This window comes from Escherichia sp. E4930 (genome assembly GCF_005845405.1).
In the GTDB taxonomy this organism is placed as follows: Bacteria; Pseudomonadota; Gammaproteobacteria; order Enterobacterales; family Enterobacteriaceae; genus Escherichia.
Map to the genome: position 1 here is coordinate 221,255 of NZ_VCDZ01000003.1, position 13,343 is coordinate 234,597.

Consider the following 13,343-nt stretch of genomic DNA (forward strand, 5'->3'; position numbering starts at 1 on the left):
TCCCTCATGTTTGTGAAACCCCTGAAAGGGCGGTCAGTTCCTGACCCTGCCCGTGGAGACCTTTTGCCTTCTGACGGGCGAAATGTGGAAGAAAGCAGCTACTGGCTTCGCCGTATAGCGGCGGGTGATGTGGTACGTGTTAAACAGGATAAGGCTAAAGAATCATGACAATAAGTTTTAGTGCTGTTCCGTCGGATACGCTGGTGCCGTTGTTTTACGCCGAGATGGACAATTCTGCGGCAAATACAGCAGTGACCAGCGCGCCTGCATTATTGATCGGGCATGCCAGCAACGATGCCGCCATTGAGGTTAACAGCCTGGTGCTGATGCCGTCGGCAGATTATGCCCGCCAGATTTGTGGGGCCGGGAGCCAGCTGGCGCGTATGGTTGACGTCTACCGTCAGACAGATCCTTTCGGTGAACTGTATGTTATTGCAGTACCGGAAGCCAAAGGGGCGGCGGCGACGGTCAGGGTGACAGTTACCGGAGAAGCAGAGGAAAGCGGCACCCTGAGTCTGTATCTCGGGCGCTCCCGTGTACAGGTGCCTGTGGTGAATGGCGATGATGCCACTGCGGTTGCCGCCGCGATTAAGGAAGCGGTAAATGGGGTTATCACCCTGCCGTTTGCGGCGTCATCTGATGCAGGTGTGGTGACACTGACTGCCCGCCATAAGGGGCTGTATGGTAACGAGTTGCCTGTCTGCCTGAATTATTATGGTTCTGGTGGTGGTGAGATTCTGCCTGCGGGGCTTCAGGTTGTGACGGAAGCCGGAACTGCGGGTAGTGGCGCGCCTGATCTTACTGCCGCTGTTGCTGCTATGGGCGATGAGGCATTCGACTTTATCGGTCTGCCGTTCAACGATGCCGCCTCCATCAATATGATGATGACCGAAATGAATGACAGCAGCGGTCGCTGGAGTTATGCGCGCCAGTTATACGGGCATGTCTATACCGCAAAACTGGGAACGCTGTCAGAGCTGGTTGATGCCGGAGATATGCATAATCAGCAACATATCACGCTTGCCGGTTACGAAAAAGAAACCCAGTCGCCTGTCGATGAACTGGTTGCCAGTCGCCTTGCCCGTGAAGCGGTATTTATCCGCAATGACCCGGCCCGTCCGACACAGACGGGGGAACTGGTGGGGATGCTTCCGGCACCGAAAGGTAAGCGATTCATCATGACAGAGCAGCAGACCCTTTTATCTCACGGCGTGGCGACGGCTTATGTGGAAGGCGGCACGTTGCGGATCCAGCGTTCCGTAACCACCTACAAAAAGAATGCATATGGCGTGGCAGATAACAGCTATCTGGACAGTGAAACACTGCATACCAGCGCATACGTTCTTCGCAAACTGAAATCGGTCATCACAGGCAAGTACGGACGCCACAAGCTGGCAAATGATGGTACCCGTTTTGGTCCGGGGCAGGCGATTGTTACTCCTGCCGTTATCAAAGGGGAGCTTCTGGCGACATATCGTCAGATGGAGCGTGCCGGTATTGTGGAAAATTACGATCTGTTTAAACAGTATCTGATAGTTGAGCGTGATGCGGATAACCCGAACCGACTGAACACGCTGTTCCCGCCGGATTATGTTAACCAGTTACGTGTCTTTGCGGTGGTTAACCAGTTCCGTCTCCAGTATTCAGAGGAGTCAGCATAATGGCAAAGATCGCCGGAACCTGTTTTTTTAAAGTGGATGGTCAGCAGTTATCGCTGACAGGTGGCATTGAAGTGCCGATGAACACCAATGTCCGGGATGATGTCGTCGGCATGGCAGGGGATGTGGATTACAAGGAGACCTGGCGGTCACCTTACGTTAAGGGCACGTTTAAAGTGCCCAAAAATTTTCCGGTCGACAAAATTACCACCTCAGACCAGATGACGATTACCGCTGAGCTGGCAAACGGCATGGTGTATGTGCTTTCGGCGGCATGGCTGCACGGAGAGGCTAACCATAATGCCGAAGAAGGCACGGCAGATCTTGAATTCCACGGCGAAGAGGGAGGATATCAGTAATGAGCGTGACAGAAATTGTTTTAAAAAAACCGGTGACAGCGCATAACGAAACGCTGTATGTGCTGGAGTTGCGTGAACCCACGTATGACGAAATCGAGGCGCTGGGTTTTCCTTTCATTATTTCCGGTGAGGGCAGTATTAAACTGGACAGCCAGGTGGCACTGAAATATATCCCGCTGCTGGCGGGGATCCCGCGTTCATCGGCGGCGCAGATGGCAAAACTGGATATTTTTAAGACCAGCATGCAGATCCTGCGTTTTTTTACCCAGTCGGAGACGGGAAGCACCTCCGGAAACGACTCTACAATGTTGCCTGGTTCTGGAAACTGAATCCACTGGAGCTGCGACGGGTGGCTATTTCGCAGTTTACAGAACTGGAAGCCGAGGCCGTCCGCATTAACGAGGAGATGAAGCATGGCTGACAGTTTTCAGCTGAAGGCGATCATCACTGCCGTGGATAAGGTATCGGCACCGCTGAAGGGGATGCAGCGCCAGCTGAAAGGCTTTAAAAAGGAGTTTGCCAGCCTGTCTCTGGGCGCAGCGGGTGCCGGAACCGCAGTACTGGGGGCGCTGGCGCTCCCGGTCAAATCTGCCATTGCCCTTGAATCCAAAATGGCGGATGTCCGGAAAGTGGTGGATGGTCTGGATACGCCGGAAGCGTTTAAGGCAATGACGGAACAGGTGCGCGACCTGTCAACAGAACTGCCCATGTCGGCGGAAGGTATCGCCGAAATCGTGGCGGCGGGTGGTCAGGCTGGCATAGCCCGTGACGAGCTGATGCAGTTTACTGACGACGCCGTGAAGATGGGGGTGGCCTTTGACACCACGGCGGAAGAATCCGGTCAGATGATGGCACAGTGGCGCACTGCCTTTAAACTGACACAGGGAGAGGTGGCAGGACTTGCGGACAAGATTAACTATCTTGGTAATACCGGTCCTGCAAGTGCGAAAAAGATTTCTGATATCGTGACCCGTATTGGCCCTTTAGGCGGTGTTGCGGGTGTGGCCTCCGGAGAAATTGCCGCAATGGGAGCAACTATTGCCGGAATGGGGGTGGAATCAGAAATTGCGGCGACGGGGATAAAGAATTTTATGCTGTCGCTGACAGCGGGGAATTCTGCCACCAAATCGCAGAAAAAAGCGCTTCGCCTGTTGCGCATTGACCCGAAAAAACTGGCGGCGGATATGCAGAAAGACGCCCGTGGGGCCATGCTGCACGTACTGGATTCTCTGGCGAAAGTGCCGAAAGAAAAACAGGCTGCAGTGCTGAATGCGCTGTTCGGGAAGGAATCTCTGGGAGCCATCGCGCCGTTGCTCACGAATCTGGATTTGTTGCGAACCAATTTTAATCGTGTGGCGGATGCGCAGCAGTATGGCGGCTCAATGCAGAAAGAATATGCCGCCCGTGCCGCGACGACGGAAAACCAGTTGTTGCTGCTGCAAAACCAGACAAAAGCGATTTCTTCCACGCTGGGGGAAACCTTCCTGCCTTCACTCAATGAAGGCATAAAAGAGATGAAACCTTTTCTGGAAGAAGTGCGCACGTTTGTCAGAGAAAATCCTGAGGTCGTAAAAACCATTGCTAAAACGGGGCTGGCACTGCTGACATTTGGTGTTGCCATTGGCTCGCTGTCGCGGATGGGAAAAATCCTTAGTGGTGTGATGAATATGACGCCGGCAAAGGGGCTCATTACGTTACTGGTGGCAGGCGCGTATCTCATTATTGATAACTGGGATACTGTCGGACCGATTGTGAAAAAGGTCTGGCGGGAAGTTGATCAGGTTGTCAGGGCGATGGGGGGATGGGAACAGGCTGTAAAAACAATTGCAACTGTTTCTGCCCTGTATATTGGTGTGAAGGCGGTGGCAAGCATTCGTGCAGCAATAGCCGCTCAGAATCAATGGACAGCGGCGGCAGGTAAAACATCCCTGAAATTAAAGGGCCTCGGAAAGATCAGCCTCATTGGGGGATTGCTTGAGCTCGGCATGATGGCGCAGGAGTTTGAAAAAGAACATCCCTGGCTTGTTAAAAATTTTGTGGCTGATGCACTGAACAGTGGATTTGGTCTGAATGATAAGTTCGACGAGTGGGGCAAACAGTTCCATGATTTTGTCTATGACATGACCGGATGGCAGATGCCACGTGGTGATGGGTATTTATCTCCAGATAAACGCTACACCCCAAATGTATCACTGGAAAGGAATCAACTGTTAAGCCTTTCATCGTCACCGGCAACCCGCAGCGAACTTAAGGTGACGTTTGACAACGCGCCGCCGGGAATGCGTGTCATCGATTTGCCGAAAACAGGCGATCCCTTTATGAAAATCACCCATGACGTTGGGTATTCACCTTTCAGGCGTTAATAATGAGGTATCAGAATGGATTTCCCTTCCTTACCTTCTTTGCCCTCTTTGTTTTCTTCATCTTCCGGAACGACCTGGCGCGATAATCTTTACGACGCGTCATTTCGTGGCGTTCCGTTTTCGGTGGAAAGCGACGAGGGTTCGTTCGGACGCCGCGTTCAGGTCCATGAATACCCAAACCGTGATAAACCGTACACGGAGGATCTCGGGCGTGCCACGCGACGGCTGACGATTAATGCGTATCTCGTTGGTGATGATTACGCAGAGCAGCGCGATCGGCTGATTACAGCGATTGAAACCGCCGGGCCGGGGACGCTGATCCATCCGCAGTTCGGTGAAATGCAGGGCTGTATTGACGGACAGGTGACCGTTTCTCACTCCAACACTGAAGGCCGTATGTGCCGGGTTTCATTTCAGTTTGTTGAAAGCGGGGAACTGTCATTTCCGGTCGCCGGAGCCGCAACCGCCAGAAAACTGGAAGAGTCGTCCGGCTTCCTGGATGAACTGATTGAAGACATGTTCGGCGATTTTGATCTCGCGGGAATACCGGACTTTATTCAGAACGATGTTATTGCCCGGGCAACCGATATGCTGGGAACCGTTCAGACAGCTTTCAAAATGGTTAATTCGGCTGTTTCTGCCGGAATGAGGCTGATGCAGGGCGATTTATCCGTCATTCTGATGCCGCCGTCGGTTGCCAGTGATTTTGTGCATATGTTGCAGGATACCTGGCGGGCAGGAACCAGACTGGCGGATAACACACAGGATCTGGTGCAGTCCATAACAACAATGTCCGGTATTACGCTGGATCCAGGATTGGCACCGCGTGCGGTGTGGCCCACAGATTCCGCATCGGTTGTCAGGCAAAAACAGCAGACAAATCTGGTGGCTGCAGTCATCCGGACGACGGCAATCAGCGAGGCTGCAAGGGCGGTCACTGCGCTGCCGCAACCCGGAAGTCTGGTGAAAAATCAGCAGGCAGTTGTGGCTGTTGGCGGCTCTGCTGAGCGTCAGTCTGATATTATTCATGTTTCACATCCGGCACTTGATAGTGTGGCTGCCAGTACAGAGCAGAATGAGACAGCACAACCACCCACGCGGGAAAATCTCACCATCATACGCGAATCGCTGAACGCGGCGATTGAGCAGGAGCTCAGGCGCACGGCGGATGACAGGCTGTTTTTTCAGCTGACGTCATTACGTACAGAACTGAACCGGGATATTCAGGCGCGACTGGTTCAGACGGAGGAAACCGCAGAGCGAACACCAGCGGAAGTTCTGCCTGCGCTTGTTCTGGCTGCGTCATGGTACGACGATGCGTCCCGTGAAACTGATATCCTGGATCGAAATGCCATCTCCCATCCGGGCTTTGTTCCGGTCAGGGCATTAAGGGTACCCGTCAGATGAATAATACCGTTTTACTTCGGGTTTCCGGTCGCGAATGGGGCGGCTGGACATCCGTCCGTATCAGTGCGGGCATTAACCGTATTGCCCGGGATTTTAATGTTGCCATCACCACCCGCTGGCCCGGCAGCCGGGATTATCAACCCCGGATAAAAAATGGTGACCTGGTTGAAGTGCTTATTGGTGATGATCCCGTGCTTAACGGATATGTGGAGGCGCTACCGCTTCGTTATGACGCCAGCAGTGTCAGCATGGGGATTGTCGGGCGAAGCAAAACAGCCGATCTGGTTGACTGTTCTGCTTTGCCACTCCAGCAGAGCGGAAAAAACCTGCTCAGAATAGTCAGTGAACTGGCTGCACCATTTGGCATCACCGTTGTTGATGCTGGCGTGCCGCAGACAGCGGTGATTGATGCCCAGCCGGAACACGGCGAAACCGTTGCTGATTGTCTTAACCGGTTGCTGGGGCAGGTTCAGACCCTGGCTTATGACGATGAATGCGGGCGACTGGTCCTGGGGAAACCCGGAGCAGGCAAAGCGGCGACAGCACTGGTGCTGGGAGAGAATATTCTTTCCTGTGACACGGAAAGAAGCATCAGAGAGCGGTTTTCTGAATATCAGGTCAGTGGGCAGCGCCCGGGCAACGACGATGATTTTGGTGAGGCCACCATTGCCGCAATACGTCAGACCATTCAGGACAGTGGCGTGACCCGTTATCGCCCTTTGTTGATTCAGCAGTCAGGTACAGCAACGACAGCAACCTGTAAGGCCCGTTGTGAATTTGAAGCGCGCCAACGGGCTGCGCTTACCCGTGAGACAACATATACGGTTCAGGGCTGGCGACAGGGCAATGGCGCGTTATGGCGTCCGGGATTATCTGTCATCGTTTTCGATCCGCTGAATAATTTTGATAATGATGAACTGGTGATCGCAGAAGTTACCTATAACCATGACGACCGGGGCACAACGACTGAATTACGGGTTGGCCCGGCAGATGCTTATCTCCCCGAGCCTGTTACCACCAGAAAGAAAAAAAATGTTGAGGAGGATTTCTGATGAACGGCTTTTCTCTTCGCAATCTGATTTCCCGGGCTGTCATCACGGCGGTGGATTCCGCCAGAAAGTGTCAGTCTGTAGGGTTGAAAATGATAGCCGGAGATCAGAAACAACACGTTGAGCATCTTGAACCTTATGGTTTTACATCTGCCGCACAGAACGGTGCTGAGGGCGTTGCTTTATTCCCGGCGGGCGATCGTTCTCATGGCGTAGTTGTGGTCGTGGCTGACAGGCGTTACCGGTTGAAAGGACTGAAACGTGGGGAAGTGGCGCTTTATGACGATCAGGGGCAGTCGGTTATCCTGACCCGTTCCGGTATTGTGGTGAACGGGGGCGGGAAGCCTATTATTTTTAAAAACGCGCCTAAAGCACGCTTTGAAATGCCTGTCGAATCCACCGCCGATATTACTGACAATTGCGACAGTGGCGGACTCAGCATGCAGCAAATGCGGCAGACCTACAATGCCCACAAACACACCGAAAATGGTGATGGTGGCGGGATCACTGACGCGCCGGATCAACCGATGGGCTGAAAATCATGATGATTAATGTTAACGGGCGACACGTGTCGACCGGGGCTTCGATCGACCTTCTGACGCGTGCTGTGATTATTTCGCTTTTTACCTGGCGGCGTGCCGGGCGGGATGATGATGCACCGCAGATATTTGGCTGGTGGGGGGATACCTGGCCTGCGGTTCAGAATGATCGCACGGGGTCACGTCTGTATCTGTTGCGACGCAGCAAGCTGACAAATAAAACCCCGCAGCTTGCCAGAGATTATGCCCGTGAGGCGCTGGCGTGGATGGTGGAAGATGGGGTCGCCGCCCGTCTTGATATTAACGCCGTCCGGACCGGGACAGACTCGCTGGCACTTGCCATTACCATTTACCAGCGTGACGGCAATATTCACAACATTATTTTTGATGATATCTGGAGTGAACTGAATGGCTGACAGTCAGTTTTATCGCCCCGGCCTCCCGCAACTTATTTCTATGATCCGGAGCGATTTATTAACCCGCTTTGAACAGGATACGCTGCTTCGTCGTATGGATGCGGAAGTGTATGCCCGTGTGCAGGCCGCAGCCGTGCACACGTTGTACGGGTATATCGATTATCTTGCCAGAAATCTGTTGCCGGACATGTGTGATGAAGACTGGCTGTACCGGCACGCCAGAATCAAACGCTGCCCGCGAAAAGATGCCGTGGCAGCCCGGGGATTTGTGCGCTGGGATGGCGTTGAAGGGACACCGGTATTGCCAGCGGGAACGCAGATCCAGCGTGACGATCAGGTGACCTTCACCACGACGGCGACGGTGACCGCAGTCGATGGTCTTCTCCGGGTGCCTGTTGTGGCAGACGAACCGGGTTTGGCGGGGAATACAGATGACGGTATTGCCATGCAACTGGGGACCCCCGTCAGTGGTCTGCCGTCCACAGGGTACGCAGACACCATTACAGACGGTGAAGATATTGAAAATCTGGAAATATGGCGTGCCCGCGTTATGGAACGTTATTACTACATTCCACAGGGAGGCGCAGATCCAGATTATGTTATCTGGGCGAAAGAAGTTCAGGGTATTAATCGTGCATGGACCTTCAGGCACTGGAAAGGTATTGGAACGGTTGGGGTGATGGTGGCGACGAACGATCCGGAACATCCGGCCCCGGATGAAAGCGTCATTAACGCAGTCAGGGAGCATATTCTTCCCCTGGCACCTGTTGCCGGAAGCGGATTGTATGTATTCGGTGCAACAGAGAAAGTCATCCCGATGACGATTGCGTTATCGAAAGACACACCGCAGATCAGGACTGCAATAAAAGCAGAACTGAATGCGCTGATGTTCCGGGATGGTGTACCGGAAGGGCGCATGTATCTGTCCAGAATCAGCGAGGCCATCAGTTTATCTGCAGGCGAGGTGGCCCACCGGTTAATCGCCCCTTCATCGGATATTGATCTTGGGGAAACCGAACTTCCGGTACTCGGGGAGATCACATGGCAGGCTTATGACCCGGTAAGGAGTAAATAATGGATTCGTTACAGGATGATTATACAAAATTGTTGTATGGCCTGATGCCGCCGGGACCTGCATGGTCAGATACCGACGGTGTACTTGACGGTCTGGCGCCGTCGCTTGTGCGTGTACATCAGCGGGCTGATGAACTGGTGATTGAAATCGATCCCGGTCAGTCAACAGAGCTGATTGAGCGTTATGAAGAATTGTATGGTTTACCTGATTCCTGCTCCCCTGTCGGGACTCAGACATTACGCCAGCGCCAGCAACGGCTGGAAGCAAAAGCTAATGTGGCTGGTGGCATAAATGAGCAGTTCTTCCTGGATCAGCTTGAGGCACTGGGATATACCGACGTGAAGATCGAACAATTCCAGCACCTGGATGCAAGCCCCGATCCGGAATGGGGAGATCGCTGGCGTTATTTCTGGCGCGTGACGTTGCCGGTGGATGCCGGTGCTCAGTGGCAGACATGCACGGATGCCTGCAACACACCGATCCGGACGTGGGGCGATACGGTTGCGGAGTGCGTGATTAATAAATTATGTCCGTCGCATACCGTCGTTTTATTTTCCTATCCAGATGAGGATGAAGATGCACAGGATTGATACGCTGACAGCGGTAAAAGATAAGTTTGGTCCGGGCAAGAACGGATTTACTGACGGAAATCTTCGCACAGGACGTCTTGCCACCTGGCTGAACAGTGCCATGTGGGATGCCATTCAGGAGGAAATCTGTGGTGTCATTGAGAAGGCAGGGATAGAACTGAATAAAGAAGAACACGATCAGCTCTATAAAGCCATATTATTACTGGTGGGCGGTGCAATTAACGAAGAGGCATTGCTGATCAAAAATAATCTTTCGGATGTGAAAAACAAGAATAAGGCTGTTGAAAACCTCGGATTAAAACCCACGGTCGAAAAGGCAAAAAATGCCGTTCAGCGCGATGGTGACACCATGAGTGGTGATTTGACGTTTGAAAATGACGCAATACTTGCGTGGATTCGAAATACAGATTGGGCAAAGATTGGGTTTAAAAATGATTCGGATTCAGACACCGATTCATATCTGTGGTTTGAAGCGGGAGATAATGGAAACGAATATTTCAAGTGGCGGAGTAAGTATGGAACTACAACCACGGACCTGATGAATCTCAAGTGGGATGCGCTGTATGTTCTTGTTAAAGCCCTTTTCAGTAGTGAAGTAAAAATATCTACACTCAATGCACTGAGGATATTTAATTCATCTTTTGGCGCCATTTTTCGCCGTTCTGAAGACAGCCTGCATATCATTCCCACACGAGAAAACGAAGGGGAAAATGGTGATATTGGGCCGCTACGACCATTTTCGATTGACCTCAGAACTGGTCGCATAACTATGGGGCATGGATTAAATGTTGGTGGACAAGTGGTTCCGACAGACTACAGCAATTTCGATGCTCGTTATCAGCAGATAAGAAACACCGCATCAAAAGCAGCAAATGGCTGGTTTAAGGATGAGGCCACGGGCGTCATTATGCAATGGGGGTATCTGTCAAACGCCTCATCCGGCCTGACTTTTCCGATAGCGTTTCCGTCAGCATGCGCCAGCATTACCATAACTAACGCACACACACGTGCAAATTACAGTATTGCGTTGAACTCGCTGTCAAATACAGGTGCAACGTTTTACAGCGAAAACAACGGGCATATGTATTGGACAGCGGTGGGATATTAATAATGGCGATTTATTTCAGTCCATCAACAAACGGTTTTTATAATTCTGACCTTCAGGGCGATTATGAAAACGCTGGAGCGTGGCCGGATGATTTAAAAGAAATTGCTGATGCCGATTATCTGAATTTGCTGGATGGTCAGGCCTCCGGGCTTATTATTCTGTCAGATGAAGACGGATATCCGGTATTAAAAGAACCCGTAATTAACTGGCAGCAGAAAGCAGAAATGCAACGCCAATGTCTGCTGGCTGAAGCAAAGGACGTCATCTCCGACTGGAAAACCGAGCTAGAGCTGGGAATCATCAGCGATGTAGATAAAGCCCGTCTGACACAATGGATGGCATATATCAAATCACTGAAGGCACTGGATTTAAGCAAGGTCAGTGATGAGCCATCCTTTGATTTAATTCCGTGGACGGAAAAACCAGTCATGTAAAACAATAACGGTCGCTTCCAGGAGACCGTTTTCAGTTCAGAGGCTCTATGTCTGTATTAATCAATGGTGCGCTGATTGATGGCGCAGGCATCCCCATGTCCGGGTACCACATTATTTTGAAATCCCGGGTAAACACCTCAGAAGTAGTGATGTGCACTAAGGCTGATGTGGTGACCGGAAATAACGGTGAATATTCGTTCGAGGCGCAGGTCGGAAAATACTGCGTTTATCTGAGACAGGACTGGCGAGACGAGCACTGTGTTGGCGACATTGCTGTATACGATGACTCGCGGCCCGGCACGCTGAACGACTTTCTGACTGCTCTCGATGAAGGCGACCTGAAGCCAGATGTTGTTAAGCGGTTCGAAGCACTGGTGACGCAGGCGCAGCAGAGCACGGAAGCGGCAGCGGAAAGCGAACGACAGGCCGGGCAACACGCAGCTGATGCGCAGAAGATTAAGGGTGATTGCCAGACGCTGGCGGATAACGTACAGAAGAATGCAGAAGCTGTAGCAGCCAGCAAACAGCAAGTTGAACAGCTGGCATCAGAAGTTGGGCTGAACGCCGGGCAGGTGCAGCAGGGCGTGCAGAGCGTTACTGATGCGGTAAAAAAGGCGGAGCAGGCAGCAAAGGATTCTGCTGACAATGCCACAGATTCGAAAAACAGTGCTGACAATGCGGCACTGAGCGAACAGAACGCACAAAAACACGCGCAGAAAGCTGAGCAACACGAGCAGCAGACCAAACAATATGCGCAGGATGCAGCGACCGCCGCAGAATCAGCAGAGAACGCCAAAGGCGAAATTGACGAAATTCTGGATGGCGGCTATCTCAAGATAAAAAACAACTTTCAGGAAATTGTTGATGCTGGCCCGTCAGCACTGGCTCAGGCCCAATGGAATTTACAGATTTCCGGGGTGAAAAATAAACAGGTAATTACCACCCCTTATACATGGCCATCCAGAACTGAGTATGAACAAAGGGTGCATCTGCCACTCGCCGGGGCTTACGGATTTGGCTACACATTTGAAGACCAAAGCCAGGGGCGAATAAATTTTAATGAGGGCTATACGGCGTCGTGGTGGTCACAGTGGGCGAAACCTGGTCGTTATTACGTCAGCGCCAGTGATAAAGAATACCTCGCACCTGAAGGAGACAGGTGGGGGATTGTTGATTTGCTGTGGCTTAATGGCAGCGGATATAACGATGCTTCGAAGGTTCTGAAGATACTGGCTTTTTACGATGATGACGGATACTTGCACATCGGCAGACGTATTGCTCAGAGCAACTCGAAAATAAGCTGGCGTAAACTCGCATCACTGCTGGATGTCCGGCAGATGTTGTATTCGTATATTTACAATAATTATAACAGGGAGTGGCGAGACCCGGAACTGGGAGGTTTAATTCTGGCGTCATACCAGGGAACCGCTGACGGCGACACAAATATTAAAGTATCCCGTGGTCAGACTTACCCCGGCTCACGACTTGCACCTGTGGCGATAGAGTGCCCGTTCACCCCGTCTGGTACGTATGCGGCAACACCGCGATTCTATATTACCGGCTGCAAGAGCAAATCACTCCCCGGAACCTATATTTCACTGTCTGGAGCACCCACAACATACAGCGACCAGGCTTTTGTGGCGCTATTCATGAGGATTGCATGATGCAAGTGAAAGAAATCACAAATCCCCGCTACACCGAATCCGGTGCGATTGACTGCGAGGTGCTTTTTGAAGGGATGGATGACCCCATCCCCTACACAGCCACGGCAGAAGATACAGCAGAGACAGGCCAGCACATCTGGCAGGAACTACAAAGTGGCAAATGGGGCGAAATCGCCCCGTTCACCATTACACCTGAACTTATCGCAGCGGCAAAGGATGCCAAAAAACGAGAAATTGAGGCATGGCGCACAGAACAGGAGGCGCAGCCGTTCACGTTCGAATGGAACGGTCACACATGGAATGCTGACCCCGACTCACTGGCCCGTCTCTATCCGGTGGTAATGGCTGCGAAATCTGATACAGCACGAACCGCCCTTGCGTGGGGCGACGCTGATAATCAACAGGTGAAACTGTCAATGCCGGAACTGGAAGAACTGGCGACAGCAATGGCGCAGGCACAGGTCGATCGCAACGATGAGATTTATCAACGCCAGCGGGAGATGAAGGAAGAACTGAATAACCTGGATGATTTGAGTTCTATTCGAGCATTTGGTGTTTGCTAATAGATTAGCTGCAACTGGCGTTCGAAGCTCTCCCCGACTATTGGAATTGTCGGGGAGAGGCGGCGGGGCAATGGTTATTAATTGAGGCTATGCATAACAAGTTTTAACAAAAGCCCAA

The 13,343-nt window shown here is 51.9% G+C and carries 15 protein-coding genes; all 15 read left to right on the forward strand.

The genetic code is table 11. From position 1 onward, the window contains the following. Positions 1-6: 6 nt before the first annotated feature. Entirely contained in the window at positions 7-168 is a 162-nt protein-coding gene (locus FFT88_RS04450) for a DUF2635 domain-containing protein (protein ID WP_047085173.1), read from the forward strand. Then, the gene (locus FFT88_RS04455) at positions 165-1,661 is read left to right on the forward strand and encodes a phage tail sheath subtilisin-like domain-containing protein (RefSeq protein WP_135404245.1); all 1,497 of its coding nucleotides are present in this window, start codon (positions 165-167) and stop codon (positions 1,659-1,661) included. The genes FFT88_RS04450 and FFT88_RS04455 overlap by 4 nt, the downstream gene beginning before the upstream one ends. Further along, positions 1,661-2,017: a phage tail tube protein gene (locus FFT88_RS04460; protein ID WP_001062340.1), complete on the forward strand. Its 357-nt coding sequence runs from the start codon at positions 1,661-1,663 to the stop codon at positions 2,015-2,017. The genes FFT88_RS04455 and FFT88_RS04460 overlap by 1 nt, the downstream gene beginning before the upstream one ends. Then, positions 2,017-2,346, forward strand: coding sequence for a phage tail assembly protein (locus FFT88_RS04465; protein WP_135404246.1), 330 nt, complete (start codon positions 2,017-2,019; stop codon positions 2,344-2,346). The genes FFT88_RS04460 and FFT88_RS04465 overlap by 1 nt, the downstream gene beginning before the upstream one ends. An 84-nt stretch (positions 2,347-2,430) precedes the next feature. Further along, complete coding sequence (locus tag FFT88_RS04470; protein ID WP_135404247.1) at positions 2,431-4,380, forward strand: phage tail tape measure protein; 1,950 nt, start codon at positions 2,431-2,433, stop codon at positions 4,378-4,380. A gap of 15 nt (positions 4,381-4,395) precedes the next feature. Further along, positions 4,396-5,787 carry a DNA circularization N-terminal domain-containing protein gene (locus FFT88_RS04475; protein WP_135404248.1) on the forward strand — a complete coding sequence of 464 codons (1,392 nt, stop codon included), beginning with the start codon at positions 4,396-4,398 and terminating at the stop codon, positions 5,785-5,787. Next, positions 5,784-6,839, forward strand: coding sequence for a phage baseplate assembly protein (locus FFT88_RS04480; protein ID WP_135404249.1), 1,056 nt, complete (start codon positions 5,784-5,786; stop codon positions 6,837-6,839). Before FFT88_RS04475 ends, FFT88_RS04480 begins: the two co-directional genes overlap by 4 nt. After that, positions 6,839-7,372, forward strand: coding sequence for a phage baseplate assembly protein V (locus FFT88_RS04485; RefSeq protein ID WP_135404250.1), 534 nt, complete (start codon positions 6,839-6,841; stop codon positions 7,370-7,372). Before FFT88_RS04480 ends, FFT88_RS04485 begins: the two co-directional genes overlap by 1 nt. 5 nt (positions 7,373-7,377) lie before the next feature. Beyond that, positions 7,378-7,791, forward strand: coding sequence for a phage GP46 family protein (locus FFT88_RS04490; protein WP_135404251.1), 414 nt, complete (start codon positions 7,378-7,380; stop codon positions 7,789-7,791). Further along, positions 7,784-8,866, forward strand: a complete 1,083-nt coding sequence (locus FFT88_RS04495; RefSeq protein ID WP_135404252.1) for a baseplate J/gp47 family protein — start codon at positions 7,784-7,786, stop codon at positions 8,864-8,866. The genes FFT88_RS04490 and FFT88_RS04495 overlap by 8 nt, the downstream gene beginning before the upstream one ends. Then, complete coding sequence (locus tag FFT88_RS04500) at positions 8,866-9,456, forward strand: putative phage tail protein (RefSeq protein ID WP_135404253.1); 591 nt, start codon at positions 8,866-8,868, stop codon at positions 9,454-9,456. Before FFT88_RS04495 ends, FFT88_RS04500 begins: the two co-directional genes overlap by 1 nt. Further along, positions 9,443-10,564, forward strand: coding sequence for a hypothetical protein (locus tag FFT88_RS25520; RefSeq protein WP_167851605.1), 1,122 nt, complete (start codon positions 9,443-9,445; stop codon positions 10,562-10,564). The genes FFT88_RS04500 and FFT88_RS25520 overlap by 14 nt, the downstream gene beginning before the upstream one ends. A 2-nt stretch (positions 10,565-10,566) precedes the next feature. Beyond that, on the forward strand, positions 10,567-10,998 hold the full coding sequence (locus FFT88_RS04510) for a tail fiber assembly protein (protein WP_135404254.1): 432 nt from the start codon (positions 10,567-10,569) through the stop codon (positions 10,996-10,998). 47 nt (positions 10,999-11,045) lie between these two features. Beyond that, positions 11,046-12,662: a prophage tail fiber N-terminal domain-containing protein gene (locus FFT88_RS04515; protein WP_135404255.1), complete on the forward strand. Its 1,617-nt coding sequence runs from the start codon at positions 11,046-11,048 to the stop codon at positions 12,660-12,662. Continuing rightward, on the forward strand, positions 12,662-13,225 hold the full coding sequence (locus tag FFT88_RS04520; protein ID WP_135404466.1) for a DUF4376 domain-containing protein: 564 nt from the start codon (positions 12,662-12,664) through the stop codon (positions 13,223-13,225). Before FFT88_RS04515 ends, FFT88_RS04520 begins: the two co-directional genes overlap by 1 nt. Positions 13,226-13,343 lie beyond the last annotated feature (118 nt).